This is a genomic window from Paenibacillus sp. sgz302164, assembly GCF_056120505.1.
Genome location: NZ_JBVYOL010000001.1, coordinates 627,469 through 653,575, shown reverse-complemented (window position 1 = coordinate 653,575; position 26,107 = coordinate 627,469). Strand labels below are relative to the sequence as shown.

Below are 26,107 nucleotides of genomic sequence, written 5' to 3'. Positions count from 1 at the left end.
AATATGTAGGGCTTTGCCAGATAAAGCATCGGCTAGTAAAGCCGGTCCCTGACAAAAAAGACGCCTCCAGCACCGCTGTACAAGTGGATGGGGCGTCTTTTTGCGCCCTGATTGTTGCTGCCGTTGATTCTTTTTAATTTGCAGCCATGACACGATTGGTTTCCAAATCATCGAGAATAAGAATATTCCTGTAGCAGCGAATCGTTTTTCTCGCATGATTTACAAAGCTGATTAATGCAGACGGATTCATGTTGTATCGTAAATGAACGATATCCAATAACAATTGCGTAAAATGATACAGTGTCATAAGGAGAGCAACTTTGTTGATTCGATGTCTGGCATACGTGTCTAGTAAATACCAGGATAAAATGAATGCGCCGCCGAGCGGCATAACTGATTTGAGGCTCCAGTCGGCAATAAGCTGCAGGGCGGCAAAACCTAAAAACATGACAGTGACAAGACTGCATGCCGCTTCTCCGTCACGTCCGGGTTCGGTACCGGCAATGTACGCTCTGATGCGGAAGATGGTGTTTAATAAATTCTGCATAAGTGTTCTCTCCTTTTTACGAAAAAAAGCACCTCGCTTAACCCTTTAGTAAGGGCTTAGCGAGGTGCTTCCTTCGCGTAGTTTATTCTTTGTCTAAAGTTTAACATGTCCGGCTTCAAAATACAATCTTCACTTGCTGCACCATACGAATAAGGCGGCTAGAGCCGTTTCGTAGGCGTAAAAAGAAGTAGGAGTAAGAGTCGGTTTACGCTATTCGGTATCCTTTTTATAGAAGTCCACATATTTCATAAGCTCAGCTATCGCCAAAAACTGCTTCATTAATTGACTGTTCAATTTTTGCAGGGCAAGCTGGAAGGACCGTTCCACTTGTTCATAGTGCTGTATTTCCAAGTCGTTCAAAAGCTGTTTCATATTATCAATAAAATATACGGTTTTCCTTAAACTGCTAATGAGAATAATTTTTCTTAGTTCCGTAAGAGTAAAGACTCTGTACCCGTTATGTTTATTTCTCTCCGAAATAATTAACCCCTCTTGTTCCCAATGCCGAATGGCTGATGGTCTGACACCGGCGATTTGGGCAACTTCTCCAATTGTCATTGAATCCGTTACATTCAAATGACTGAATTTCGAAAAATCGGCATTTCGAAGCATGCGCAAAACTTCCTCTACCCTAAGTTTTTCCGCTTGAATATTATGCTGCTGCTGATTGATAAGCCAAAGCGCATATTCGATATCCCGGTTCTTCATCCTTCTCATCACATCATACGCAACCGGAATCTCAAATCCTCGCAGCAACGCCCGAATTGTAACAAAAGCTTGTACATGGACGGATGTATAGCATCTGCGGTTGCTGACCGTCCTCGGCACATCCGGAATCAAGTCTTGATCTTCATATCTCCGTAAAGTAGTCGTACTCACATTCAGTTTCTTGGCAATTTGTTTAGGTGTATAAATCGTGTTCATTATCGATATCGCTCCAAATATTAAAGTAAAACCTTCAAGTGCTTCAGTAATATTGAATCGAATTTTAGAGGGGAAATCAAGGCAGACGAAGCGCTAAACCGAAAGATTGCATGAATGTTATATGATTGTTATATAAACATTGAAGGAGTGAGTACATTGAAAAAAATGATACGGTTAAACAATCATTCCGAAATAGAAGCGGGTTTAACGGGAATTCCTGACCGTCCAATCATCATGCTGCCCATTGCTAAAAAATCTGTTTACAATCAGGAAGCGGAAAACTTAAAGCTGTGGGGAGTAGACCCTGAATTAGGGAAACATTTTGTCGAGGGACTTGCTGACGAGTTTCAGGTTTTATATTTCGATTATGAAGGATATCTATTTGAACATCCGAACCCGGAAAATCTCACACCGGAACATATTGTAAATGATTTTCTCCAAATAGCCGATGAAATGAATGTTGAGTATTTTAGCTACTACGGTTATTCTTGGCTTGCATTGGCGGGATTGCAGTTGGCCATAAGGTCAAATCGGCTGGAAAGCTTGGTCATGGGCGGTTTTCCGCCTTATGAAGGGCCTTATCAAGAAATGATGGTTGTGACTGCCAAAACACACACACAAGCTTTGAGTAATCAAGGTGCAGCAGTTACACAGCCTGAAGGATCAGAGAATCCGAATGAAACCGATTGGGAAAACATGACGGTCACAATAGATCCCCATATAACGAAGCAATTTGTTACACTGTATCAGTGCCTTGCCGCTTTTGATGATCGCAGCATTCAACACAAGCTGGATTTTCCGAAATTGGCTTTTGCAGGAGAGAAAGATACGATCGTTTACGGTGAGAATTTTGGAAATGTTACTGTTGACATCGTGGGCTTGTTGAAGAAGAATATGAAAGAACTGACCGATCTGGGTTGGGATGTAGAAGTTCTTGAAGGAATTGATATGGACCATACAAAGGCCATGCAGCCGGATACTGTTTTACCACTCATTAAGCCATGGTTTATGCAACACTTCATATTAGGAGATCGAAAAAATTAGAGAACAGGAGGGAGTCATGACCAAAAGAAAACCCATTTACGTAGAAATTCTTATGAAAGTACCGATGGAAACACTGTGGACATATACCCAGACTCCAGATTTGCATCAACAATGGGATTTAAGGTTCTCAGAGATTACATATATTCCAAAATCCTATGAAGAAGAGCCTCAGCGCTTTTTATATAAAACCAATATCGGCTTTGGAATTAGTATTGCGGGAGAAGGCGAATCGGTAGGCAACAAAGAGAAAGACGGCATTATGACCTCCAGCTTGAAATTCAGCTCATCGAATCCGGTTTCGCTAATAATTGAAGGAGCCGGATTTTGGCGTTATGTGCCTACAGCCGATGGTATTCGCTTCTTAACCAGATATGATTACAGGACTCGTTTTGGCGCATTCGGTACATGGATCGATCGACTCTTATTCCGACCGGTAATGGGTTGGGCGACGGCATGGAGTTTTGACTGTTTGCGGCTATGGCTGGAGCAGGGGACTCCCCCGTTAGTATTGATCAGGCGTTCAATTACGGAGGTTATTTTGACCGTAAGCTTGTTTATCATCTGGGTGTATCAAGGACTTGTGCCAAAACTGTTGGTACCGGATTCGGGGGAAATGGATATCTTGCGGAGCACCATAGGTAATGCTGATTATGGAAGACTTTTCTTGACGCTGATGGGATTAGGAGAAATCGGATTCGGTCTCTTGTTCCTTATTTTGAGTGGAAAGAAGCGAAGGGGGTTGCATAAGGCCAATATATTAGTCTTGATTCTTCTGGGATTAAGTGCGGCAGCGCATCCGGCGACCTATGCAGCGCCTTTCAATCCAATTTCTCTGAATGTGGCAATGATAGCTTTATCTATAATCAGTTTTCTAAATGCAACAGGTATTCCAAATACTGGAAGGTGTCTTCGAAGTTCACGTGAAGGGGACAGACAAGCATGACATCGATCTACGAAAAAGTCCTCGGTGATGACTTCGCCAAGCTCCACCCTCAGATCCAAAAGCGATTCGGCTTCGGAAGCGAGAATCAAATAGCGTCTATCGGCAAAGGGATAATGGAACATGTTTGGTATGGCAAATGGTTTACACTGCCGTTTCTGGCTCTTGGTGCGTGGCGAAATATCCTTTTTCCGCAGGGCGGGAAGCAAATTCCCTTCTCAATCGAGAACTATGCATACAAGGATACCTTTGGGCGAGAGACTGTTTCTTGGATTCGAACGTACCATTTTCCGAATCGGATCAGACGTTTTGATGCCACAATGATTTACAGTGAGAAACGGCGTAAAATTGTAGATTATCTGGGCACTCACCAGCATTTGGCTGTGGAGATTGATATGTTTGTTGCGGAGAATGGCGGTATGGGGTTACGGTCGGGGAAGCAAATTTTTTATGAAGGTATTCTAGGCTTTCGGTTTCCTATGACCTTTTCCGGTTATGCGGATGTCTGCGAGTGGTACGATGATGAGACCGGGAAGTTCCGAATTGATGTGCAGGTGAACAACAAATTTTTTGGACCGCTTTTCGGATACCGCGGATCTTTTGATGTTGAGTACGTCCCCATAACTAATCGTGGTATTCCTCAGCACGTCAAGCCAGTGCGGGAGGAGAGACGAGAGTAACTTTAGCAACTGCTCCCGAGCTACATGAACTCGGGAGCAGTTTTTCATATGAAGGGAACAATTCTTCAAAACTAGTGCGAAAACGACAACGGCAATCGACGGACTCTCTATGAAAATCGTGCTATTCTTTGAAAATGAAGCACTTGACACAAGTGACTATGCAGTTGGGAGATGATTTTTTTGGCAAAGATGAATATCTTGTTTAACATGAAAGCTATCTCAGTGTACTTCATAGGAACAGACCAAAAACTCATTCCTGCGCTCATCCACGCGCTGCGTAATAACAAGCTTACGATGATGAACTTTATTAACTCGCTGGAAAGAATCGATTTGTTCAATTCCGAGGCGATTTTGTATTCAAGCGACGGCAATAAAGCGAGAATTCCGATCTTTTAGCAGCATTTTGCAATTACCCATGTCCTCATTCGGAAATCCGATCAAACCGATGTCGGTTTTGTGTCGTTACCTATGATAGGAGGCAGATCAATTCGACTCCAAAAAAAATAAAGGTGGAATGAATGATGATGAAATGGGTAAGAGAGAACAAGTATGCGGCCGTATTGCTGATGTTTGTTCGAGTGTATGTCGGGTGGAAGTGGTTGGCGGCAGGTTGGGGCAAGCTCACCGCCGATCAGGCGTTTGACGCCAGCGGGTTTATACAGGGTGCTATAGCAAAGCCGATAGTCGATTCCGCAACAAAGGGGATGATTTACCCCAATTATGTGTCGTTCCTAAAAGATTTTGCCCTGCCAAATATCAAACTGTTCAACATCATCGTTCCTTGGGGAGAATTTCTGGTCGGGGCGGGATTAATCCTCGGTTGTTTGACTGCAGCAGCGGCCTTTTTCGGTCTATTGATGAACTTCATGTACATATTTGCCGGCGTCGTCAGCTTAAACCCGTGGATGATACTGGTTAGCTTTATTATCTTGTCGGCTGGCGCCAACGCCGGGAAAATCGGTGTCGATTACGTGACGCTTCCTCATTTGAACCGTTTATTTAAGCAGCGGTTCGCGAAAATAATGGGAAATTGACGGCCTCTAGAGGGTGCGGAAGCTAGCCGCAATTTAACAATCTTTTAACAAGACTTGATATTCCTCTTAATCTGTATAATAATAAGTAGTCTAGATAATGAAACAGGGAGATTAAGAGAGAAATGGCAACTTCAACAACAGAGCAACAGACGCAAGACCTCGAGCAGATCGAAATTTGGAAATGCAAGCAAGCGGACTGCAAAGCATGGGTGCGCAAAGAGTTCGTGACGGAAGAGCTTCCGGCTTGCCCGTTATGCAAAACGCAGATGGTGCGCAGCTACAAACACGTGCCTGTGACGACCAAGAAGGCAAACAAGAAATTTATTATGGGGAAAAGGCGTTTCTAATACATAACCCAGCCGAAATAAGCTTTGCCGGACTGCCATACGGTCGTCGCGGCGAAGCTTATTTTTGTTGCCGGCGGCAGGCGCACAAGTCAAAATATGCATATTCTCAAAAGCGATGAGCAAAAAAGAACAAGATTTTTGGGCATGAGTCCGATACAATAAATAGCGTAGCAGTCAGGTTCAGAAAGGTGGAAGCCAGATTCATGAAAACATTTTTGGATGACAATTTCTTGCTTAACACGGAAACGTCAGTACGTCTGTTTCACGATTTCGCCAAGGATTTGCCGATCATCGACTACCACTGTCATCTCAGTCCGAAAGAAATCTATGAAAACAAGCAGTTCAATAATATTACGGAAGCATGGTTATACGGGGATCACTACAAATGGCGGCTCATGCGGGCAGCCGGCGTAGAGGAAGCGAAAATTACAGGCGGAGCCAGCGACTACGACCGTTTCTTGGCCTGGGCTTCGACGGTGCCGATGGCGATCGGCAATCCGCTGTACCACTGGTCGCATATGGAGCTGCGGCGTTATTTTGATGTGCATGAAATTCTTAACGCGCAAAATGCCCCCGCTATTTGGGAGAAAGCAAACGCCAAGCTGCAGGAAGGCAAGCTTAGAGCGAGAGATTTGATCACCAAGTCCAAAGTGACGGTTATTTGCACGACTGACGATCCCGTCGATTCTTTGGAATACCACATTAAAATCAAAGAGATTCAAGATTTCGAAACGCAGGTGCTGCCTTCTTTCCGTCCCGACAAAGGATTCGAAATCAACAGACCGACCTTCGTCCCTTGGGTCCGCCAATTGGAGCAGGCGTCCGGCATTGCGATCGGCAGCTATGACGATTTCCTCGCGGCGCTTGAGAACAGAGCCCGTTTCTTTGATTCGGTAGGCTGCAAAGTGTCCGACCACGCACTCGATTACGTGCCATACGCGCCGGTTACGCGGGAGGAAGCTGCGGTTATTTTCCAGAATGCGATGAAAGGGCTTCCTGTCAGCCTGCATGAGGAAAAACAATTCAAAACGTATACCCTTGTTTTCCTGGGCGGTATTTATCATAAATTGGATTGGGCGATGCAGTATCACATCAATGCGTCGAGAAACAACAACGGGCATATGTTCAAGGTGCTCGGTCCGGATACCGGCTACGATTCGATCAACGATAGCCCTGTGGCCGGTGCATTGACCGGCCTGCTGTCCGAGCTGGCGCTGAACGAGACGCTGCCGAGAACGATTTTGTATTCCCTGAATCAAAAGGATAACGACATTCTGGCTTCGCTCATGGGCAGCTTCCAGGGCGGCGGCATCGCCGGCAAAATCCAGCTGGGCTCGGCCTGGTGGTTCAACGATACGAAGGACGGCATGCTGCTTCAGATGAAAACGCTGGCGAATCACGGGCTCCTCGGCCGTTTCGTTGGCATGCTGACGGATTCCAGAAGCTTCTTATCGTATACGAGACACGAGTATTTCCGGAGAATTTTGTGCAATATGATCGGGGAATGGGTGGAAGACGGCGAGTTCCCGAACGATGCGGAGCAGTTGAAACAGCTGGTGCAGGATATTTCCTACAACAATGCCAAGCAATATTTTGGATTTTAAAAAGCGAAAGACCTGGGCGCGCAGTGCTGCGAATCCGGGTCTTTTTTTTGGTTTGGGGGCGGCTGCCCGGGTGCGTGAAGAAAACCTGCAAAAGTACAGTTTTTGCCCGGAAGATACGCTGGCTGCGACAAATTCCTGCAATTGTGCAGGCTTTTCGCCGCGCATATGGGTTTAGACTCATTTTCGCGGAAAATTCCTGCACAATTGCAGGCTTTTTGCTAAAATGAGCCGCTTCCGGCTGAAAAACCTGCACTTTCGCAGGTTTTTCCTTGCCAACCGTGAAAAGGCTGGTTGGCGGGTTTGGATAGTCCCGCGGCGCCCGGTACGGCTGGGGAAAGCCGCACGCATGGCGGCAGGCTGTTGCGTCGCCTCTCATTTTGCCGTGCGCATCAGTTTGCGGCATTCCAGCGGCGTCTGCTGGGTGACTTGCTTAAAGACGCGGCCGAAATGCGCGATGCTCTCGAACCCCGATTGCTCGGCGATATCGATCACCTTGAGCTTGGTTTCCCGCAGCAGCCGCTGCGCTTCGCGTACCCGGATATTGTTCAAGTATTCGATGAACGAGAAGCCGCTCGTCTCTTTAAAAGTGCGGCAGAAGTAGCTCGGGCTGATGAAAAACGTTTCCGAAATGAGCGACAGGGACAGCTTTGTTTTGAAATTTTGGTTGATGTAGCCGATGATTTCGATGATTTTGTCGTTGGGCGCATGGGACGGTTCGGCCGCCGCCACGGCTTCGCTCGCCAGCCTGGAGCAAAAAACGAGCAGCTGCGTCAGCAGCGCATTGCCGTTAAGCTCCCAACCCGGCAGCATTTGCTGCTGCTCCTTCAGCAGGCTGAACAGCACCGTTTCCGCAAAAGTACGGTTTGCGCCGTGCAGGGGGATGACCGGCTGTTTGCCGCGAAACGGCGCCAGCAGCAGCTCGACGGCCGCAGCCTGATTGGCGGAGGCGGCGTCGATCCACGGATCGCCGAAGTTGAGCAAAATCCGCTCATGATGGGCCGCGTCGACGTCGTGGGTTTTGTGCAGCACATTTTTGTCGATAAAGACGAGATGGCCCTCTTCGATCAAGTAAGAGCGGTCGCGTATGAAGTAATATCTTTTGCCTGACAGCAAGTAGTAGATTTCGTAATTGTCGTGAAAATGGTTCACCGGCATGGAGAACCGCTTGTCTCTGCGCAGTCGTTCGATCTCAAAACCGTACAAGGGAAGTCACCTCTCGAAGGGTTGCCGCTAATCATGTTCCCGGATACAAATAGTATAGCAAAATATGCAAAGAAAATCAGTGTTTGGATAAGATCGGATTAGAAACAGAGCAAATATTGTATTACTCTTGAGTCATACGAAACCGAAAGGGGTAAGCTTAAGACATGAAGAAGCGCTATGTGTTGGTTGGAACAGGGGGACGCGCCGAGTTTTTCTACGGGGCTATCGTTAAAGATTTTCAGGAAACGTCCGAGCTTGTCGCTATTTGCGATATCAATCAAACGAGAATGGATTTCACCAACAAATTGTTAACCGAAAAATACGGGTACAACGCCGTACCGACATATAAAGCGGATCAATTCGAGAATATGATTCGCGAGCAGAAGCCGGATTTTGTCATCGTCACTTCTGTGGACCGGACGCACCATACGTACATTATTAAAGCGATGGAGCTGGGCTGCGATGTTATTTCCGAGAAGCCGATGACGGTCGATGAAGAGAAGTGTCAGGAAATTTTGGACGCGATCAAAAGGACGGGCCGCCAGCTTCGCGTTACGTTCAATTACCGCTATGCGCCTCATAATACCAAAATCCGCGAGCTGATTATGGACGGCGTCATCGGCGATGTTCATTCAGTTCATTTCGAGTGGCTGCTCAACACCCGCCATGGCGCCGACTATTTCCGCAGATGGCACCGCGACAAACGCAACAGCGGCGGGCTGCTCGTGCATAAATCGACGCATCATTTCGACCTCGTCAATTTTTGGCTGGGTACGAGCCCGCAAACCGTATTTGCCATGGGCGGGTTGATGTTCTACGGCAAAGAAAACGCGGAAAAACGCGGCGTTACGCAATTCTATCAACGCGCAACAGGCAATGAAATTGCGAAGGACGATCCATTTGCGCTTCATTTGGACAAGAATGAGCATTTGAAGGGCTTGTATCTGAACGCGGAGCATGAAGACGGCTACCAGCGCGACCAAAGCGTATTCGGCGACGGCATCAACATCGAGGATACGATGGGGGTCATGGTCCGTTACAAAAATAAAGCTATTTTGACGTACTCGCTGAACGCTTACTTGCCTTGGGAGGGATTCAACGTTCATTTCAACGGCAGCAAGGGTAGAATCGAAATGCGGGTCGTGGAGCAATCGTATGTCAACTCCGGCGGACGCAAAGAAGATGAAGGAGCGCTTAAGGAAAAATACATCAAGGTATTCCCGATGTTCGATGCGCCATACGAAGTTGAAATCGAACAAGGCGTAGGCGGCCATGGCGGCGGGGACCCGATTTTGCTGCGCGACATTTTCGACAAGCCGTCCGACGACCGCTTTAACCGTGCGGCTTCGCACGTCGATGGTGCGATGTCCATATTGACCGGCATCGCCGGCAACATCTCGCTGCGGACAGGGCAACCGGTTGCTGTCGACCAGCTTGTGAAATTTGAATAACGTATAGCAAGCACAGCTGTCCGAGAAGTGTTCGCAAAGTACGGGAACAGCCTGAAAATCGAGCAAAAGGACCTCAAGTTCCACTACCAAGTGGAGAATGAGGTTCTTTCTTTTGGTGAAACTTCAAGGCAGAGCGGGACATAAAAAGTACCAATTGACTTTTGGGGCGGCACCGTTTTGTTCGGTATTGGCGGCAGGCCTTATCTGTGCTAACCTGATACAGAGAACGTACAAGGGGTGTGTGCCGGATGAAGAGGGTGCTTATTACCGGATACAGGGCATCCGAATTGGGGATATTTTCCTTGAAACACCCGGGCATTGCAATTATTAAGAAAGCGATTGCAAAACGGATCCTGGGGCTCGTCGACGAAGGGCTGGAATGGGTAATTGTCAGCGGCGGCTGGGGTGTAGAGCTTTGGGCTGCAGAAGCGGTTATCGAATTGAAAGCGAGCTGCCCGAATTTGCAGCTGGCGGTGATTACGCCGTTCCTCGAGCAGGAAGAAAATTGGAGCGATGAGAAGAAAAGCGTATACAGCCGCGTTATAAGTCGTGCGGACTACGTTAACAGCGTCACCAAGAGCAAATATGAAGGACCATGGCAGTTTAAAGAGCGGGACAAGTTTTTGCTGCGGAATTCCGACGGCCTGCTTCTTGTTTACGATGAAGATACGGAAGGTTCCCCCAAATATATGAAGCAGCAAGCGCTGCGAATCGCCGAGAATCAATCGTATCCGCTCATCAGCATCACAGCTTTGGATTTGCAGAGTATTGCCGATGAGGAGCAGCAGGAGCGCGAATATGCCGAGTGAGAGGTTGACCAATTTTTGCGAAAATGGAGTGGTGTTTATGAAGCCGTATGTGTTTATCGCAAGATCGATTCCCGAAGAAGTGGAAACGTACATCGCCGAACACTGCGATTATAAAATATGGGATCAGCCGGAAGCGATTCCGCGGCAGCGGCTGCTGGAAGAGCTTGCGCAAGCGGACGGCTTGCTGACGTCGGGGAACCGTATTGACCGCGAGCTTTTGGATCGGGCGCCGCGCCTGCGGGTGGTAAGCAGCTCCAGCGTCGGCTACAATCATTTCGATTTGGCTGCGATGAAGGAGCGGAACGTGATGGGAACGCATACGCCGCACGTTTTGGACGATACGGTTGCGGATCTCGTACTGGCTCTCATGCTCGGGGCGGCGCGAAGAATTGCGGAGCTGGATCAGTATGTGAAGCGGGGGAACTGGAAGCGCGGCGACAACGAAAGCTTGTTCGGCATTGACGTGCACCACGCTTCGCTCGGAATTATCGGGATGGGCAGAATCGGCGAGGCCGTAGCCAAACGCGCCAAATTCGGTTTTGACATGGATGTCTCCTACTACAATCGCAGCCGGAAAAAAGAAGCCGAAGAGCGCCTCGGGGTACGCTATGCGCCCCTGGAAGAGCTGCTGAGAACAGCGGATTTTATCGTCATGCTGACTCCGCTGACCGATTCGACCGTCCGCATGATCGGCAAGGAGCAGTTCGGCTGGATGAAGGAGACCGCGATATTCATCAACGCTTCCCGGGGGCAAACCGTGGACGAAGAAGCGCTGCTTGAAGCGCTTCAGCAAGGACGCATCCGTGCCGCGGGGCTGGATGTTTTTGAACGCGAGCCGGTCGATGCCGATCATCCGCTGTTGAAGCTGCCGAATGTGATCACCTTGCCGCACATCGGTTCGGCCACGACCAAAACAAGATTCGACATGGCGCAGCTGGCCGCCCGAAATCTGGTCGCAGCTTTGCAGGGGCAAGTTCCTCCCAATTTGGTGCCGGAGCTGGTGAAATATATGTAGGCGGAGCTGCTGCCGGAGCTGGTGAAATAAATGTAGGCCAAGGCGCAGCCGGAAAACCAGTCTTTTTCCTCCATACGACGGGGAAGAAGGCTGGTTTTTTGCTGCCGCTAGCTTTCAGGGTAGTACCTCTTATTGCTCGTTGAGATGCCTGCAGTGAGGCATTCCGCCAATTGTGCAGCAATTTCAGCGAATATATGAACGTGGTCACATTTTTGCCGAAAATTTCTGTACAATCTCCACGCAATTGCAAGCTTTTCTTCCAAATGAACCGTTACCGCTAAAAAAGTCTCCCACTATCTAGGTTGCCCAGAAACCCACACGCCAGAGTCGGTCGTACAAACTACCCGGTTGCACCATTTACCCCGGTCGCGCGAAAAAGCCTGCAAAAGTACAGTTTTTGTTCGATGGATTCGCTGGCCACGACAAATTCCTGCAATTGTGCAGGCTTTTCGCCGTGAACATGGGTGTGGATTCATTTTCATCAAAAATTCCTGCACAATTGCAGGCTTTTCACGAAAATGAACCATTTCTACTGAAAAAGCCTGCACTTTCGCAGGTTTTTCCCTGTCAAGCCGCCTTGTCCCCTCCCACTTCAGCGACGCAACCGATGCGCGAGAAGCGAGGCCGACTTCAGTGCCAAAAGCTGAGCAAGAGAAGCGAGGTTCACTTCAACGCCACAACCCATGCAAGAGAAGTTAGGCCCACTTCAGCGCCAAAGCTGAGCAAGAGAAGCAAGGCCCACTTCAGCGCCGCAACCGATGCAGTAAACTCCGGCACCGCAAACGGTTGCAGGAGTAACGTGGCCCACTTCAGCAATCGCAACCCATGCAGTAGAGGCGCAAGGTTGGCGAAGAGCGGCTGCGGCCCCTTGACTGTCCAGGTTTTCGGCTTTCCAAGCCGATACGAGCCTTTGGCGCGATCCAGGAATCGTAATATGCGGGAGAGGAAGAAGCGCATACTATTGCGGGCTCAGTTTAAATGATGTCAACATCGTTCTTGACGAAAAGGGATTTTGATTAGATTGAACGTGTAAGCGCTATTGCATTACGATTAGATCACAATCACTTTGCCGAAAAAGAACGGTAAAGAATATGAATCATTTAAAGGAGGGATATCCCAGTGGATGCTACAGTTGCCAAACAACACGCATCTTCCGGCGGAATCCGGGTGGGCGTTCAGCGTTTCGGCCGTTTTCTGAGCGGCATGGTGATGCCGAATATCGGCGCATTTATCGCCTGGGGTTTAATCACGGCATTATTTATACCGACAGGCTGGATTCCAAACGAATATTTGGCCAAACTCGTTTCGCCAACGATTACTTATTTGCTGCCTCTGCTGATCGGGTATACGGGAGGAACGATGGTGCACGGGACGCGCGGCGGCGTTATCGGCGCAGTGACGACGATGGGGGTCGTAATCGGCACGGACATCCCGATGTTTTTGGGTGCGATGATTGTCGGTCCGTTTGCGGCTTGGGTGCTCAAGCAGTTCGACAAATCCATCGAAGGAAAAATCCGTTCCGGCTTTGAAATGCTCGTGAACAATTTCTCCTCCGGCATCATCGGCGGCATTTTGGCCGTACTGGCGTACTCGGTCGTGGGGCCGGCCGTTCAGGTCGTCAGCAAAGCGCTCGCCGCCGGCGTGCAGGTGCTCGTCAATGCAGGGCTGCTGCCGCTGGCGAACGTTTTGATCGAGCCGGGAAAAGTGCTGTTCCTGAATAATGCGATCAACCACGGCGTTCTTAGCCCGATCGCGTTGGAGCAGGCGTCCAAAACAGGAAAGTCGATTTTGTTCATGCTGGAGTCCAATCCGGGACCGGGGCTTGGCATTTTGCTCGCCTATTGGCTGGTCGGCCGGGGGGCGGCGAAGCTTTCCGCACCGGGCGCAGCGATTATTCATTTTTTCGGCGGCATTCATGAAATTTATTTCCCATATATTTTGATGAACCCGCGGCTGATCCTGGCTGCCATTGCAGGCGGCGTAACCGGAACGTTCACGTTCTCCCTGTTCTCCGCCGGTCTTGTGGCTCCGCCTTCGCCTGGAAGCATTTTCGCCTATATCGCCATGGCGCCGAAAGGCGGGCTGCTGCCGATTTTCACAGGGGTCATCACGGCAACGATCGTTTCTTTCCTGGTTGCGGCGCTGCTGCTCAAAACCAGCAAGCAATCCGAGCAGGAAGACGATCTGGATCAGGCTACCGCGAAAATGAAGCAGATGAAGCAGGCTCCGGTATCTTCGCCTGGCGCAGCAGCACCCGTATCGGCATCTGCCGTTAAGCCGGCGTCGGAAGTGCGCAAAATCGTATTTTCGTGCGATGCGGGCATGGGATCGAGCGCGATGGGAGCATCCATTTTGCGCAAAAAAATGAAGGAAGCCGGTGTCGACGTCACTGTCATCAACACGGCGATCAGCGAAATACCGGGCGATGCGGACATCGTCGTTACCCACAAATCCTTGACGGACCGGGCGATCAGCCGATCTCCGCAGGCCGAGCATATTTCCATCGATAATTTTATGAAAAGCCCGGAATACGATGAGCTGGTAAAAAGATTATCGAAATAATTTGTCTGACGCTGGCTCATTTGCCGGCGTTATCTCCATTTTGTAAATAAGGAGAATTCACATGAGGAGCCTGTCGCACAGGCATCGTCAAATTCTTGAATTGCTGCTGGATCGGCAAGGGGACATAACGGCAGGCGAAATCGCCGCGGAAATCCGGGTCAGCACGAGAACCGTGCACAGGGAGCTGTCCGAGCTGGAGGGGATCGTGGCGGAGCATGGATTGACGCTGCAAAAAAAATCCGGCAAAGGCATTCAGCTGCAAGCCGAGGCCGGGCAGTTGGAATCGTTCCGGCGCTTGCTTCATGGCGGGACGGCGGTTGAATATTCGGCGCAGGACCGGAAAATTTTGATTTTGTGCATGCTGCTGCAAGAGGATGAACCTGTGAAGCTGTTCGCTCTCGCTCACGGCTTAAGCGTAACGATTCCGACGATTACGCACGACCTGGACGAATTGGACGGCTGGATTGCCAAGTCCAACCTCACGCTTGTCAGACGCAGAGGCTACGGCGTCGAGCTGAGCGGCTCTGAAATCGACAAACGCCGGCTGATCGGCATGCTGGCCCGCAATTATTTGGACGACGCGGAATTGTTCGGGACTGCGGAGAGCGTTCGTTCGCCTATCGCACAGAAGCTTTTGGAGCTTATCGGCAAGGACGGTTTCATCCATGTCGAGTCCGCTCTCTGGCAGGCGGAAGATAAGGGCCTAAGCGCTCTGTCGGAAAACGAATATACCGATTTGCTGATGAATGTCTCGATCGGCATCGCCCGCATCCGGCAGGGCAAGCTGATCGAGGCGGCGGCCGCGCCCAATCCGGTTCATCCGAACGGGCTGCAGCAGTACGTCATGAACAGGCTCTCGGAGCTTATTCCCGTCACGTTTACCGCTTCAGAGGCCCGCTATCTTGCTACGCTCCTGGAGCCACGGGAAGCGGGCCATCCCGACGATCTGCTGCCGGCCAAAGAGCTCAGCTTGATGGAGACGGTGTGGAAGCTCATACGAAGTATGGAGCGCCGAACCGAAATCGGCTTCAGTGAGGATAAGTCGTTAAAGGACGGCCTTCTGAGCCATCTGGAATCGGCGCTGCGCAGACTGCGCGAAGGCGCAATTATCCGCAATCCGCTGCTGGCGCAAATCAAGCGGGATTACGAAGCTCTTTTTGCGACGATTCGCCTGGCCGTGGACGAAACGATAACCGGCATTGCCGTCCCGGATGAGGAAATCGGCTTTCTGGTCATGCATTTCGGAGCCTCGGCCGAGAGGCTGAAGCAGTTCAAACGCGATGTAAGAGCGATTTTGGTTTGCACGAGCGGGATCGGCACCTCCAAAATGCTTGCGGTCCGTCTGACGAAAGAATTACCGCAAATCGAAATTATCGGGCATGCTTCCTGGTTTGAGGCGGCGCGCATCCCCGAAACGGAGTACGACTTAATTATATCGACCGTAGACCTGCCTTTGGATGAGGAACAATATATTAAGCTGAGCCCGCTGCTTACGCAGGAAGAGGAGGATCGGCTCCGGTCGTTCATTCAAAACGTGACACTGCAAAAACATGAGCCGGCCGCGCCGGATCTTACCAATGAGGCCGGTTCTCCGGAACGGCTGCACCGCATCCAGCAATATTTGAATGAAATCGTCGGGATCATCGATCAATTCGACGTTCATGTGATCGACCGGTCGTCCGGGAGCTTGCAGGAAACGCTGCAGGTTGTATGCGGCTATGCACGGCAAGCAGGGGTTATCGACGAAACGGATACGATTGTCCGGCTGCTGCTGGACAGGGAGAAGCAGAGCAGCCAAGTGATCCCCGATACGGGCATCGCTCTGTTTCATATCCGCAGCGAGCACGTATATAGACCTTCATTAACGTTGTTTCGCTTGCACGAGGAACTGGTCGTCGGTCAGGGAACTTCGTCCGGAGTCAGGCAATTGCTGCTGATGCTCGGTCCGAGGGAGCTGTCGAAAGAAAGTTTGGAAGTGCTGAGCGAGATCAGCTCTTATCTGTTGATGCCGGAGATGCTTCAGCTTCTGAAAGAGGGAACGAAGCGGGAACTGAAACATTTTTTATCGCAGGAATTAGCCGTTTTCTTAGAACATAAAAAATAACCGGATGGAGAAGGAGAACTGTACGATGAGTATTTTATCCGTGAACAAAGTCAAATTAAACGCGAAAGCAAGCGATAAATGGGAAGCGATTCGGATGGCCGGACAGCTGCTGGTGGATGCGGGGCACGCTTCCAGCGGCTATATCGACAAAATGCTGGAGCGGGAACAAACGCTATCGACCTACATGGGCAACGGTTTGGCGATCCCTCACGGCACACAGGATTCCAAATCGCTGATCGCCTCGACGGGATTGTCCATCGTACAGCTGCCGGAGGGCGTTGATTTCGGCGAAGGCGAGCGGGCAACTTTAGTGATCGGCATCGCTGCTCCCGGCAACGAGCATTTGGAAATATTGACGAACATCGCGATGATCTGTTCCGAGGATGAGAACGTCGAACGGATTATGCGGGCCAAGACGCCGGAAGAAATGATCGAAATATTCGAGAGCGGGTTGGAATCATGAGGGCGCTGCATTTTGGGGCCGGAAATATCGGCCGCGGTTTTATCGGGCTGCTTTTGTCACAATCGGGCTATGAAGTCCGTTTTTCGGATGTCAATGAGACGGTGGTTGATTTTCTGCACAAGAGAAAGTCGTACACGGTCCGCCTGGCTAACGAATCACAGGACCGCTTCACCGTCAATAACGTGGACGCCATCAACGGCAGAAACATAGAAGAAGTCGCCGAATCTGTGGCTGAAGCCGATCTGGTCACGACAGCGGTTGGGGTTAACATTTTGAAGCACATCGCGGAGGGCATCGCCAAAGGTATTGAAAAGCGCCTGGAGCGCGGCGCGGCGCCGCTTGCGGTAATCGCGTGCGAGAATGCGATTGGCGGCAGCACGCAGCTGAAGGAGCACGTCTACGCCCATTTGAGCGGGGAGGCGCGTGAAAAAGCGGGCCGAAGCATCGCGTTTCCGGATGCCGCGGTCGACCGGATCGTTCCTCTCCAGCATAACGAAGATCCGCTGGAAGTGACGGTTGAGCCGTTCTACGAATGGGTAGTCGACGAATCCCAATTGTTTGAAGGCTTCCGCCGTATAGACGGCGTTCATTACGCAGCGCATTTGGAGCCTTATATCGAGCGCAAATTGTTCACCGTCAATACAGGCCACTGCTGCGCCGCATATCTCGGCTGCGTTCACGGATATGCGACGATTCAGGATGCCATGGCGGACGGCAAAATCGCCGCTCAGGTGCTGCAGGTGATGGAAGAGACCGGCTCCCTGCTAGTTCAAAAGTACGGCTTCGACAGCAGCGAGCACGAGCGGTACATCCAGCAAATTTTGGCGCGTTTCACTAATCCTTATTTGACCGATGAGGTTATCCGGGTCGGGAGATCGCCGATCCGCAAGCTGTCGGCCAACGACCGCCTGGTTCGCCCCGCATTGCAAGCGTTCGAGCGCGGGTTGACGCCGGTGTATTTGACCAAGGCGATGGCGGCCGCTCTGCTGTTCGACGATGCGGCCGATCCGGAAGCCGCGGCGATTCAAGCGGACTTGAAGGAGCTAGGCATCGCCGCAACCGTCGCGAAATATACTTCAATACCCGAGGATCATCCGCTTCACGGCATGATCGTGGCGCAATACGAATCCTTGAAACAATCCGTACATTCCTGAGAAAGGGGAGTTTGCCATGGCTAACCTAAAAGCACAATCAATCGCGGGCATCGCGGCATCCCCCGGTATCGCCATAGCGAAGGCTTACCGCCTGCATCGCTCGCATTACGTTCCCGCCCCGGGCAAAGCCGAGGATATTGCGTTAGAAAAGGCGCGTTTCCAGAAAGCCGTTGAAGAAGCGGCGCAGGAGCTGGAGCAGATCAGGGCGCTGGCCGAGCAGCGCATGGGCGCGGCCAAAGCGGAAATTTTCGAAGCGCATCTGCTGCTGCTGGAAGACCCTGATTTGATCGATGCGATCTTGAACAAAATCGAGAGCTACGGCGACAACGCGGAATTCGCGCTGCATGAAGTTGCGGGCAGCTTTATCGAAGTGCTCAGCTCTATGGACAACGAGCTCTTGAGAGAGCGCGCCGCCGACGTGCGGGACGTTGCCGGCCGAATCATGAGCCATCTCCGGGGAGAAGCATACGCGGCCGTGTCAGGGATTCATGAGCCGTGCATCGTGATTGCCGAGGATTTGACGCCGTCGGATACCGCGCAGCTGAATCTGGACTTCGTCCTTGGCTTCGTTACCGAAATCGGCAGCCGGACGTCGCATTCCGCGATCATGGCACGCTCGCTGGAAGTGCCGGCCATCGTAGGGGCGGGAGCTGCCGCCGCCGATATTGAAACCGGAACGACGGTCATTATGGATGCGCTGGAAGGCACGCTCATCGTCGATCCGGGCGATCGGGAGCTGGATGCGTATCGGGCGCGGAAAGAGGCTTACGACCGCCGCAGGCAGGAGCTGCGCAAGCTGCTGGAGCAGCCGTCGGTTTCCAGTGACGGTCATCGTGTCGAGCTGGCCGCCAACATCGGAAGCGTCGAGGATCTGGAAAAGGTGCTGGGCAACGGAGCCGAAGGAATCGGGCTGTTCCGCACCGAATTTTTGTATATGGGACGCAGCGCTCTTCCGACGGAAGAGGAGCAGTTCCAGGTATATAAGCATGTTCTTGAAAAAATGAACAACAAGCCTGTCGTCATCCGCACGCTCGACATTGGCGGCGACAAGGAGCTTCCATACATGAAGCTTCCCGCAGAGAGCAATCCTTTTCTCGGGCTGCGGGCCGTGCGCCTGTGCCTCGACCGGCCGGATTTGTTCCGCACCCAGCTCAGGGCGCTGCTGCGGGCCAGCTCTTTCGGCCAGCTGAAGATCATGTTTCCGATGATCGCGGTCGTGGAGGAGCTGCAGGCAGCGAAAAAACTGCTGAACGAAGAGCGGGAGAAGCTCGTTCAGGAAGGTGTCGAGGTATCCGATAGCATTGAGGTTGGAATTATGATCGAAGTGCCGGCGGCGGCGCTTGCCGCGGATGTTTTGGCGAAAGAGGCGGATTTTTTCAGCATCGGAACGAACGATCTCATTCAATATACGATGGCTGCGGATCGGATGAACGAGACGGTCTCCTATTTGTATCAACCCTGCCATCCGGCCATTTTGCGCCTAGTGAACATGGTGATCCGCGCGGCCGAAAAAGAAGGCAAATGGGTCGGCATGTGCGGAGAAATGGCCGGCGACGAAACGGCTATTCCGATTTTGCTCGGACTTGGACTGCATGAATTCAGCATGAGCGCGGGCTCGATTTTGCCGGCCAGAGCGCTGATCCGCGCTTCGTCTTACCATGAATGGGCGGACTATGCGGAGCAAATTTTAAGCATGGGCAGCCAGGCGCAAATACAAGCTTTTGTAAACGAGAAAACAAGGAGTGGCTTGCAATGATTGCTCAAACTTATACCGTATTAAACCCATCCGGATTTCACGCGCGGCCGACGAAAGTATTCGTGCAAAAAGCGAGTGCTTTCCCCTGCAAAGTCAATGTGACGAAAAACGGCCGGAAAGTGAACGGAAAAAGCTCGCTCAGCATGCTGACGCTGGGCATCGAGCAAAACGACGAGGTGACGCTGGAAACGGACGGCGAGCAGGAAGCGCAGGCGCTGGAGGAATTGGGGCAGCTGCTGGGCACGATTTTCGAGGAATGAACAAAGGGGCTGCCTCAACGGTTGCCCCTTTTACTTTGTACGGGAAATTTATCTGGCGTACCACTCGCCGGACATCCATTCGCTCGCTTTCCAGCGGAGAACGTCAGGCGAAGCCAGATGGATGATCTCTTTGAAAAACTCAAGCCTCTCCGTGTCGGACATGGGCGTGAAGCTTTTGGCGATCGCCAGGTTTTGCTCCAGCTGCTCCATGGATTCCATGCCCACGATCGCCGTCGCGATCGGCAGCGAGAACGTGTAGCGGAGCGCCTGCTCGTACCAAGGCGCCAGCTTGCCGAGCGCCATCACCTTCATGCCGATGACGGCGACTCCTTTGTCCGCGGCTTTCGGGAGAAACTCGTGCGCATAGCTGTACACGAAATGATCTGCGGCGGAGAGGGGCACCAGCGCGCTGTCGAACGGGAACCGCTCGATCGCTTCCGCCTGCACGGCAGGGTTCGTATGTCCGCTGATGCTAATCGAACGGATGATTCCCTGCTCCCTCGCTTCGATCAGCGCTTCGAGCGCGCCCCCTTTGGCAAAGCATCGCTCCAGCTCTTCCATCGTCATGATGTTGTGCAGCCGCCATTCCTCGACCTTGTCCGTCTGCAGGCGCTTCAGGCTCGCCTCCAGCAGCCTCCACGAGCCGTCTCTCGTGCGGTCATGGGTTTTGGTCGTGATCCACACTCCATGCCTGCGTCCTTGCAGTGCCTTGCCGAGCCGCTCTTCGGACTGTCCGTCGGAATAGCTCGGCGCCGTGTCAAAATAAGTGATCCCCTCATCGATGGCCCGGTTTACGATTCGGATTGCATCCTCCTCCGAGCAGTTGTGTTCGTCGACGATTCTTTGGGCGCCAAAGCTGAGAATCGGGAATTGTTTGTCTGATTTGCCATAATTTCTGTGCTCCAAATGGCTCACTCCTCTCGTCTATATCGAATTGAGCAGGGATTTGCATGATCTAAGTATAAAAGAAGTATAAGGGCTTTGTGAATGTATTCTTCCATATTCGTGGTTACCTTACACTATTCGACAAAAAAAGTATTGTGTTTTATATTGATTGTTTTTATCATAAGTTTATATACATATTTTGTCGAATTTTTAGAAGCTTTACAAATGACGATGCATGGAGGAGGTTGCTCTGGAGGGGGAAATCGGGCCCGGCTCGTGCAGTACATAGTGGAAAGTTGTTACAAAGAAAACGTAGAAAACATGGAGAGGTGCACCAAAGATGGAGAAATCATCGTTAATCGGTATCGTTCTTGCGTTTCTTGCGGTCGGAGTGGGCATGGTGTTAAAAGGGGCCAGTCTGTCGGCGCTTTTGAATCCCGCCGCTGCGTTAATTATTTTCGGAGGAACGGCAGCTACGCTTTTTATATCGTTTCCAATGGAAGATATGAAAAAATTTCCGAAATTATTGAAAATTATTTTTACCGAACAACCGTTAATGCCGAAAAAAGAGCTTATTGAAACGTTTATCAACTGGGTTTCCATTACGCGCCGTGAAGGCTTGCTTTCCCTGGAAAAACAAGCTGAGGAGCTTTCCGATCCTTTTATGAAAACGGGTATGCGTCTGATCATCGACGGGAACGATCCCGATTTTGTCCGCGACGTGCTGCTTGAAGATATTGCCGAGATGGAAGCGAGACACAAAAGATTTGCGGGCATTTTTACACAGGCGGGTGCGGCAGCGCCTACGCTTGGCGTTCTTGGCGCAGTTGTAGGCTTGATCGCGGCGCTTAGCAACCTGAGCGAGGTAGAGAAGTTGGGCCACTTGATTTCCGCGGCTTTCGTCGCAACTTTGTTCGGTATCTTCCTCGGATACGTCGTTTGTCACCCGTTCGCGAACAAGCTGAAAAGTAAATCGAAAAAAGAAGTCGAGATCAAGCTGATGATCGTGGAAGGTTTGCTGTCGATTCAATCCGGCGTATCTGCGAACTCCGTGAAGCAAAAAATGATGATTTTTGTGACGAACACGGAGCGCGCGCAGTATGAAGAGGGGGCGAAGGAGGCCACTCCACAGTGAGCAAAAAGAAAAAGCACGAAGAACACGAAGAGCATATTGACGAAACCTGGCTCATTCCCTATGCGGATTTGCTTACGCTGCTCTTGGCGCTGTTCATTATTTTGTTCGCCTCCAGCCAAGTGGACAGCAAAAAATACGATTCGATCATGAGAGCTTTGAACAACGCGTTTACTGGCGGAACAGCACCAATGAATATGTCCAACCTGATCCCGATCGATAACGCTGCGAACTCTACCCAGAATAACAACAACAACCAGAATCCGCCGACGAAGCCCGAAGACAAGCAGGCCGGGAAGCTGGCGGAGCGCCTCAAGAAGGAAGAAGAGGATCTGGAGAAGCTTAAGAAGAGCGTGGACGCTTTTATTAAGGACAACAATTTGGCCGACCAGCTGCAGACGAAACTGGACAGCGAGAAGCTGACGATTACGATCAGCGACCGGGCGCTTTTCGATTCCGGTTCCGCTACTGTGAAGCCTGAGGCAAGAACGCTTGCCGTCTCCATGTCCGAGATGCTGAGCGGCTACACGGACTACCAGGTCGAAGTCGCAGGACATACCGATAATGTGCCGATACATAAACCGGAGTTCGAAACGAACTGGGATTTGAGCGCCAAGCGCGCGGTCAATTTTATGAAAGTGCTGCTGAATAACGGCAATTTGAACCCTGTCATGTACCGTTCCGTCGGATTCGGCGAATATCATCCTGTGGAATCCAATGATACGCCGGAAGGCAAAGCGAAGAACCGGCGAGTTGAAGTCAGCATTCTCCGTAATCTCAAAACGACAGAAAATACGGTCAAGCAATAAAAGAAAAGGCCAAAGACGCCTCCGAACCACTGTGATAGTGGAACGGAGGCGTCTTTGTTGGTGTACTCTCGTTGGCGCAGCAGTAGTACTACGTCGCGCCACGTCGCGCCGCGATCGGGCGGGCCTGAGCTACACGGTAACGAGCAATTTTTTCTCCGCTTCGCTCACCTCGCCAAGCTTCTCTTGCTTTTCATGTTGCTCTTGTTTTTGCTGCTGCTCTTGCTGTTCCAGTTCCCCGTTCGGTGTCCGGGACTGTTCCTGCTCATCAAGCTGCTGTTCCGCCGGAGCTGCAGCATCAGGCTCCTCTTCGGCCGATTCCGCTTCTTCAAGGAACTTCGCTTGTCCAGCCTCATTCCCGGGTTCGGATTCGGGTTGCCCTTCCTGAGCCAGTTCCACGTCCTCGGTTCCGATTTGAAATTTGCTGATTTCCGTGAACAGCTGTGCGGCCAAAGTGTGAATGTCATCCGCTTGGTCGGCGATTTGACGGATCGAGGCGTCCTGCTGAATCGAGGTCGAATGAACTTCCTCCACCCCTGCCGCGGTTTCCTGCGCTACGGCGGCGACGAATTGAACGGACTCTACGAGCGTATCGTTTTTCAGGCGGACCTGCTCGATTTTGTCATGAATTTGTTCGATCTGACCCGTAATATGGCTCATCGATTGTTCGATGCCGACAAAAGAGTCGAGCGTATCCGACACGCGGCTGTTTTGCGCCTCCGTCTGCTCCTTGGCTTCGTTCAAGCTGCTTTGCAGCTCGCGGATTTGCTGCTGCAGCGTCTGGATCATGCCGCTGATCGTTTTGGAGGAGTCGTTCGTTTGCTGGGACAGCTGGCGCACCTCTTCGGCGATAACGGAAAAACCACGGCCGTGAACGCCGGCTCTGGCCGCTTCAATGGCAGCGTTCAGCGACAGCACGTTCGTCTGCGTCGAAATTTCCGTAATCGACTGCGTGATCGCGCCGATCTGTCTGGAGCTCGCCGCGAGAGTCCGCATGGCTGCGTCAACTTTGCTCAGCACCTCCTGGGATCGGTCCGAGGAGGCTTTCAACGCCCGAACGGACGCCGTTCCGTTCAGCGTGCCGGCCGAAGCCTCTTCGCTGGAACGCTTCATATCGTCCGTATACGACGTGATCGCGCGGATTTCCGCGTCCAGCTCGGCAATGATTTGCGAGCTTTGCTCCGTTTTGTAGGCTTGCTCGTTAGCGCCTGCCGAAATGTCTTGGATCGATTTTAAAATATCGATATTCGCCGATGCGGTCAGTTCCGAAAAATGACGGGACGATTGCGAATGCTCTGTCAAGGAGGAGGCAATTTTGCTCGCGGCGCTCAGCATTTGACGAACTTGGACGATCATATGGTCGAAGCTGCGGCTCAATTGGCCAAGCTCATCCCGAGACTCGGAGTTGATCGTATGGCTCAAGTCTCCCTCGGCGATTAAGGCCACCGCTTTTTGCAAGCGGGTGATAGGATTCATGAAAGAGCGGATGATGATGAACGCAATGAACAAAGTCAAAACGAACACGAGGGACGCTACGATAAGCATCACTTTACCCGTTTGATCCAGCAGCAAAGTGGATTCGCTCACCGCATTATCGGCGGATTCCGCGTATGTCGTGTAAAAATTGTCGACCAGACCGAAAATTTTATCCTTCAAATCTTGCGATTCATTATAGAGATACAGCAGATTGATTTGCAGATCTACCGGATTCGTGCCGTTTCCCTGAACCATTTGGGCCGCCGAATCGAAATTGTTGATGTAGTCGACGGAAGCCTGGATCAGCTGGCTTCGCCATTTTAGCTGTTCCGGCGTGGAGGCGGTGTCGCCGATCATTTTGACCATATCGGTAAAAGGCTGCCGCTTTGCGTTGTATTTTAAAATATATTCGGGTTTCTTGGAAATCTCCAGACCGGAAGCGATAATATTGAGCTCCTGCACCATTTCTTTAAGCTCCAGCGCCATCACTTTGAGCTGTACTTTATCGTTTTGATCGTTCATGTGCTGTTTGATTTGACCGACCTGATAGAGATTGAAGAAAGCGACCGTAAGAAAAATCAGAAGCATACTGCTAAAGCTGACGATCAATTTGCTGCGCATGGTCATATTGAACGTTAACTTCCTCATTTTCGTTCCCTCCATTTTTAATTGACAATTTTCGACTAATTTCTATGTATTGCTTCTACTTTAATAATCATCTATTAAGCGAAAAGCCGAACTGTGTTAAAGAAGTGTTAAATAAAAGTTTTACATTACGTTTACGTTTCGCGAGTTTTTAATTTACAATCTGTTGTTACGATGTGTAAGAAGGTTAGATCGACGGACAGAGAACAGACATCGAATCTAACTGCAATTACGCTTTATAAAAATAAAGGAGGACATGCTGACTATGTTTAAGCTCATGTCGAAAAAAGGAATTACATTTTCACTCTCTACGATTTTAGTAATGGGGGCTTTGGCTGGTTGCGGCGCCAACACAAACACAACACAAAACGCTGCATCTCCTTCACCAAGTGCAAGCGCATCTACCAAACCAAGCGATTCTCCGGCTCCAGCAAAAACTGAGCTTTCCGGCACAATTACGGCATCCGGCTCCAGCGCCCTGCTTCCTCTTGTGAAACAAGCGGCTACCGAGTTCATGGAGAAAAACCCGAAAGTAACGATCAACGTAACAGCAGGCGGTTCCGGTACAGGTATCAAAAACGTAGCGGACGGCACTTCCGATATCGGTAACTCCGACGTGGCTCCTGGAGATGAATACAAAGACAAAGGCTTGAAAGAGAACTTTGTTGCAGTTGCTCCTTTCGCTTTCATCGTTAATAAAGATGTAACTGTCGATAACTTGACTAAGCAACAAGCTGCCGACATCTATATGGGCAAAATCACAAACTGGAAAGATGTAGGCGGTAAAGACGCGAAAATCGTTCTTGTTCACCGTCCTGACAGCTCCGGTTCCCGTAAACTGGTTCAACAAATCATTCTTGACGGCAAAGAATTCACTAAAGACGGTATTACGCAAGAAAACAGCGGTGCTATGAAAACAGCGGTAGCCGGCCAATCCGCTTCCATCGGCTACGTTGATACTCCTTACATCGACGATACGGTTAAAGCGTTGAAAATCGACGGAGTTGCTTTCTCCGAAGACAACATCAAAAACGGCACTTACAAACTGTTCGGTGTTGAGCGTATGTACACAAAAGGCGAAGCTAAAGAACCTGCTAAATCTTTCATCGACTATATCAAAAGCAAAGACTTCCAAAGCAAGCAAGTTCGCGATCTGAAATTCTTGCCTGCCGATCTGCTTGGAAACAAATAATAACGTTTAAAAACCATCAGGGCGCTGCAGCTATTGCAGCGCTCTTTTTGCTCGAGAAGAGACGATAATTTTTA

At 50.7% G+C, this 26,107-nt stretch carries 25 protein-coding genes; 20 read left to right on the top strand and 5 right to left on the bottom strand.

Going from position 1 to position 26,107, the window contains the following annotated elements; genetic code table 11:
* Positions 1 to 133: 133 nt before the first annotated feature.
* On the bottom strand, positions 134 to 547 hold the full coding sequence (locus AC0LWT_RS02890) for a hypothetical protein (protein WP_474679695.1): 414 nt from the start codon (positions 545 to 547) through the stop codon (positions 134 to 136).
* Positions 548 to 757: 210 nt separating this feature from the next.
* Positions 758 to 1,471, bottom strand: coding sequence for a MerR family DNA-binding transcriptional regulator (locus tag AC0LWT_RS02885; RefSeq protein ID WP_474679694.1), 714 nt, complete (start codon positions 1,469 to 1,471; stop codon positions 758 to 760).
* Between the two features lie 156 nt (positions 1,472 to 1,627).
* On the opposite strand from AC0LWT_RS02885, the gene AC0LWT_RS02880 reads away from it, so the two are divergent.
* The 8 genes from AC0LWT_RS02880 (at position 1,628) to AC0LWT_RS02845 (ending at position 7,295) form a co-directional block, all read left to right on the top strand.
* Positions 1,628 to 2,515, top strand: a complete 888-nt coding sequence (locus tag AC0LWT_RS02880; RefSeq protein ID WP_474679693.1) for an alpha/beta fold hydrolase — start codon at positions 1,628 to 1,630, stop codon at positions 2,513 to 2,515.
* 16 nt (positions 2,516 to 2,531) lie between these two features.
* Positions 2,532 to 3,458: a DoxX-like family protein gene (locus tag AC0LWT_RS02875; protein ID WP_474679692.1), complete on the top strand. Its 927-nt coding sequence runs from the start codon at positions 2,532 to 2,534 to the stop codon at positions 3,456 to 3,458.
* A complete protein-coding gene (locus AC0LWT_RS02870; RefSeq protein WP_474679691.1) occupies positions 3,455 to 4,135 on the top strand; it encodes a DUF4166 domain-containing protein in 681 nt (226 codons plus the stop codon). The genes AC0LWT_RS02875 and AC0LWT_RS02870 overlap by 4 nt, the downstream gene beginning before the upstream one ends.
* Before the next feature lie 180 nt (positions 4,136 to 4,315).
* Positions 4,316 to 4,531, top strand: a complete 216-nt coding sequence (locus AC0LWT_RS02865; protein WP_474679690.1) for a hypothetical protein — start codon at positions 4,316 to 4,318, stop codon at positions 4,529 to 4,531.
* A 122-nt stretch (positions 4,532 to 4,653) separates the two neighbouring features.
* The gene (locus tag AC0LWT_RS02860) at positions 4,654 to 5,169 is read left to right on the top strand and encodes a DoxX family membrane protein (RefSeq protein ID WP_474679689.1); all 516 of its coding nucleotides are present in this window, start codon (positions 4,654 to 4,656) and stop codon (positions 5,167 to 5,169) included.
* A gap of 122 nt (positions 5,170 to 5,291) precedes the next feature.
* Entirely contained in the window at positions 5,292 to 5,516 is a 225-nt protein-coding gene (locus AC0LWT_RS02855; RefSeq protein WP_474679688.1) for a cold-inducible protein YdjO-related protein, read from the top strand.
* Positions 5,517 to 5,719: 203 nt separating this feature from the next.
* Entirely contained in the window at positions 5,720 to 7,120 is a 1,401-nt protein-coding gene (gene uxaC / locus AC0LWT_RS02850; RefSeq protein WP_474679687.1) for a glucuronate isomerase, read from the top strand.
* Entirely contained in the window at positions 7,095 to 7,295 is a 201-nt protein-coding gene (locus AC0LWT_RS02845) for a hypothetical protein (RefSeq protein WP_474679686.1), read from the top strand. Before uxaC ends, AC0LWT_RS02845 begins: the two co-directional genes overlap by 26 nt.
* Before the next feature lie 197 nt (positions 7,296 to 7,492).
* Here AC0LWT_RS02845 and AC0LWT_RS02840 read toward each other — a convergent pair whose 3' ends face one another.
* The gene (locus AC0LWT_RS02840) at positions 7,493 to 8,323 is read right to left on the bottom strand and encodes a helix-turn-helix domain-containing protein (protein ID WP_474679685.1); all 831 of its coding nucleotides are present in this window, start codon (positions 8,321 to 8,323) and stop codon (positions 7,493 to 7,495) included.
* A 164-nt stretch (positions 8,324 to 8,487) separates the two neighbouring features.
* On the opposite strand from AC0LWT_RS02840, the gene AC0LWT_RS02835 reads away from it, so the two are divergent.
* From AC0LWT_RS02835 to AC0LWT_RS02795, 9 genes are all read left to right on the top strand, one after another.
* On the top strand, positions 8,488 to 9,774 hold the full coding sequence (locus tag AC0LWT_RS02835) for a Gfo/Idh/MocA family protein (protein WP_474679684.1): 1,287 nt from the start codon (positions 8,488 to 8,490) through the stop codon (positions 9,772 to 9,774).
* A gap of 248 nt (positions 9,775 to 10,022) precedes the next feature.
* Complete coding sequence (locus tag AC0LWT_RS02830; RefSeq protein ID WP_474679683.1) at positions 10,023 to 10,583, top strand: SLOG family protein; 561 nt, start codon at positions 10,023 to 10,025, stop codon at positions 10,581 to 10,583.
* Between the two features lie 37 nt (positions 10,584 to 10,620).
* Positions 10,621 to 11,598 carry a 2-hydroxyacid dehydrogenase gene (locus AC0LWT_RS02825; RefSeq protein ID WP_474679682.1) on the top strand — a complete coding sequence of 326 codons (978 nt, stop codon included), beginning with the start codon at positions 10,621 to 10,623 and terminating at the stop codon, positions 11,596 to 11,598.
* A gap of 1,119 nt (positions 11,599 to 12,717) precedes the next feature.
* The gene (locus AC0LWT_RS02820; protein WP_474679681.1) at positions 12,718 to 14,160 is read left to right on the top strand and encodes a PTS mannitol transporter subunit IIBC; all 1,443 of its coding nucleotides are present in this window, start codon (positions 12,718 to 12,720) and stop codon (positions 14,158 to 14,160) included.
* 61 nt (positions 14,161 to 14,221) lie between these two features.
* Entirely contained in the window at positions 14,222 to 16,264 is a 2,043-nt protein-coding gene (locus AC0LWT_RS02815; RefSeq protein WP_474679680.1) for a BglG family transcription antiterminator, read from the top strand.
* A gap of 25 nt (positions 16,265 to 16,289) precedes the next feature.
* Positions 16,290 to 16,727, top strand: a complete 438-nt coding sequence (locus tag AC0LWT_RS02810) for a PTS mannitol transporter subunit IIA (protein ID WP_474679679.1) — start codon at positions 16,290 to 16,292, stop codon at positions 16,725 to 16,727.
* Positions 16,724 to 17,881, top strand: coding sequence for a mannitol-1-phosphate 5-dehydrogenase (locus AC0LWT_RS02805; protein ID WP_474679678.1), 1,158 nt, complete (start codon positions 16,724 to 16,726; stop codon positions 17,879 to 17,881). The genes AC0LWT_RS02810 and AC0LWT_RS02805 overlap by 4 nt, the downstream gene beginning before the upstream one ends.
* 16 nt (positions 17,882 to 17,897) lie before the next feature.
* Positions 17,898 to 19,637, top strand: coding sequence for a phosphoenolpyruvate--protein phosphotransferase (gene ptsP, locus AC0LWT_RS02800; protein ID WP_474679677.1), 1,740 nt, complete (start codon positions 17,898 to 17,900; stop codon positions 19,635 to 19,637).
* Positions 19,634 to 19,897, top strand: a complete 264-nt coding sequence (locus tag AC0LWT_RS02795) for an HPr family phosphocarrier protein (protein WP_474679676.1) — start codon at positions 19,634 to 19,636, stop codon at positions 19,895 to 19,897. Before ptsP ends, AC0LWT_RS02795 begins: the two co-directional genes overlap by 4 nt.
* Positions 19,898 to 19,945: 48 nt before the next feature.
* On the opposite strand, the gene AC0LWT_RS02790 is transcribed toward AC0LWT_RS02795, so the two are convergent.
* Positions 19,946 to 20,803 (bottom strand): aldo/keto reductase, encoded by an 858-nt coding sequence (locus tag AC0LWT_RS02790; protein WP_474679675.1) that lies wholly within the window; start codon positions 20,801 to 20,803, stop codon positions 19,946 to 19,948.
* Positions 20,804 to 21,122: 319 nt separating this feature from the next.
* Here AC0LWT_RS02790 and motA point away from each other — a divergent pair, with 319 nt between their 5' ends.
* Complete coding sequence (gene motA, locus AC0LWT_RS02785) at positions 21,123 to 21,917, top strand: flagellar motor stator protein MotA (protein ID WP_474679674.1); 795 nt, start codon at positions 21,123 to 21,125, stop codon at positions 21,915 to 21,917.
* A complete protein-coding gene (motB, locus tag AC0LWT_RS02780) occupies positions 21,914 to 22,723 on the top strand; it encodes a flagellar motor protein MotB (RefSeq protein ID WP_474679673.1) in 810 nt (269 codons plus the stop codon). The genes motA and motB overlap by 4 nt, the downstream gene beginning before the upstream one ends.
* Before the next feature lie 129 nt (positions 22,724 to 22,852).
* On the opposite strand, the gene AC0LWT_RS02775 is transcribed toward motB, so the two are convergent.
* The gene (locus tag AC0LWT_RS02775) at positions 22,853 to 24,844 is read right to left on the bottom strand and encodes a methyl-accepting chemotaxis protein (protein ID WP_474679672.1); all 1,992 of its coding nucleotides are present in this window, start codon (positions 24,842 to 24,844) and stop codon (positions 22,853 to 22,855) included.
* Between the two features lie 262 nt (positions 24,845 to 25,106).
* On the opposite strand from AC0LWT_RS02775, the gene AC0LWT_RS02770 reads away from it, so the two are divergent.
* Positions 25,107 to 26,033 (top strand): phosphate ABC transporter substrate-binding protein, encoded by a 927-nt coding sequence (locus tag AC0LWT_RS02770; RefSeq protein WP_474679671.1) that lies wholly within the window; start codon positions 25,107 to 25,109, stop codon positions 26,031 to 26,033.
* Positions 26,034 to 26,107: the final 74 nt, after the last annotated feature.

Coding starts and splice junctions, on each gene's coding strand:
- AC0LWT_RS02890 (WP_474679695.1), bottom strand. CDS start 547: ATGCAGAATTTATTAAACACCATCTTCCGCATCAGAGCGTACATTGCC.
- AC0LWT_RS02885 (WP_474679694.1), bottom strand. CDS start 1,471: ATGAACACGATTTATACACCTAAACAAATTGCCAAGAAACTGAATGTG.
- AC0LWT_RS02875 (WP_474679692.1), top strand. CDS start 2,532: ATGACCAAAAGAAAACCCATTTACGTAGAAATTCTTATGAAAGTACCG.
- AC0LWT_RS02870 (WP_474679691.1), top strand. CDS start 3,455: ATGACATCGATCTACGAAAAAGTCCTCGGTGATGACTTCGCCAAGCTC.
- AC0LWT_RS02860 (WP_474679689.1), top strand. CDS start 4,654: ATGATGATGAAATGGGTAAGAGAGAACAAGTATGCGGCCGTATTGCTG.
- AC0LWT_RS02855 (WP_474679688.1), top strand. CDS start 5,292: ATGGCAACTTCAACAACAGAGCAACAGACGCAAGACCTCGAGCAGATC.
- uxaC (WP_474679687.1), top strand. CDS start 5,720: ATGAAAACATTTTTGGATGACAATTTCTTGCTTAACACGGAAACGTCA.
- AC0LWT_RS02845 (WP_474679686.1), top strand. CDS start 7,095: ATGCCAAGCAATATTTTGGATTTTAAAAAGCGAAAGACCTGGGCGCGC.
- AC0LWT_RS02835 (WP_474679684.1), top strand. CDS start 8,488: ATGAAGAAGCGCTATGTGTTGGTTGGAACAGGGGGACGCGCCGAGTTT.
- AC0LWT_RS02830 (WP_474679683.1), top strand. CDS start 10,023: ATGAAGAGGGTGCTTATTACCGGATACAGGGCATCCGAATTGGGGATA.
- AC0LWT_RS02825 (WP_474679682.1), top strand. CDS start 10,621: ATGAAGCCGTATGTGTTTATCGCAAGATCGATTCCCGAAGAAGTGGAA.
- AC0LWT_RS02815 (WP_474679680.1), top strand. CDS start 14,222: ATGAGGAGCCTGTCGCACAGGCATCGTCAAATTCTTGAATTGCTGCTG.
- AC0LWT_RS02810 (WP_474679679.1), top strand. CDS start 16,290: ATGAGTATTTTATCCGTGAACAAAGTCAAATTAAACGCGAAAGCAAGC.
- AC0LWT_RS02805 (WP_474679678.1), top strand. CDS start 16,724: ATGAGGGCGCTGCATTTTGGGGCCGGAAATATCGGCCGCGGTTTTATC.
- ptsP (WP_474679677.1), top strand. CDS start 17,898: ATGGCTAACCTAAAAGCACAATCAATCGCGGGCATCGCGGCATCCCCC.
- AC0LWT_RS02795 (WP_474679676.1), top strand. CDS start 19,634: ATGATTGCTCAAACTTATACCGTATTAAACCCATCCGGATTTCACGCG.
- motA (WP_474679674.1), top strand. CDS start 21,123: ATGGAGAAATCATCGTTAATCGGTATCGTTCTTGCGTTTCTTGCGGTC.
- AC0LWT_RS02775 (WP_474679672.1), bottom strand. CDS start 24,844: ATGAGGAAGTTAACGTTCAATATGACCATGCGCAGCAAATTGATCGTC.
- AC0LWT_RS02770 (WP_474679671.1), top strand. CDS start 25,107: ATGTTTAAGCTCATGTCGAAAAAAGGAATTACATTTTCACTCTCTACG.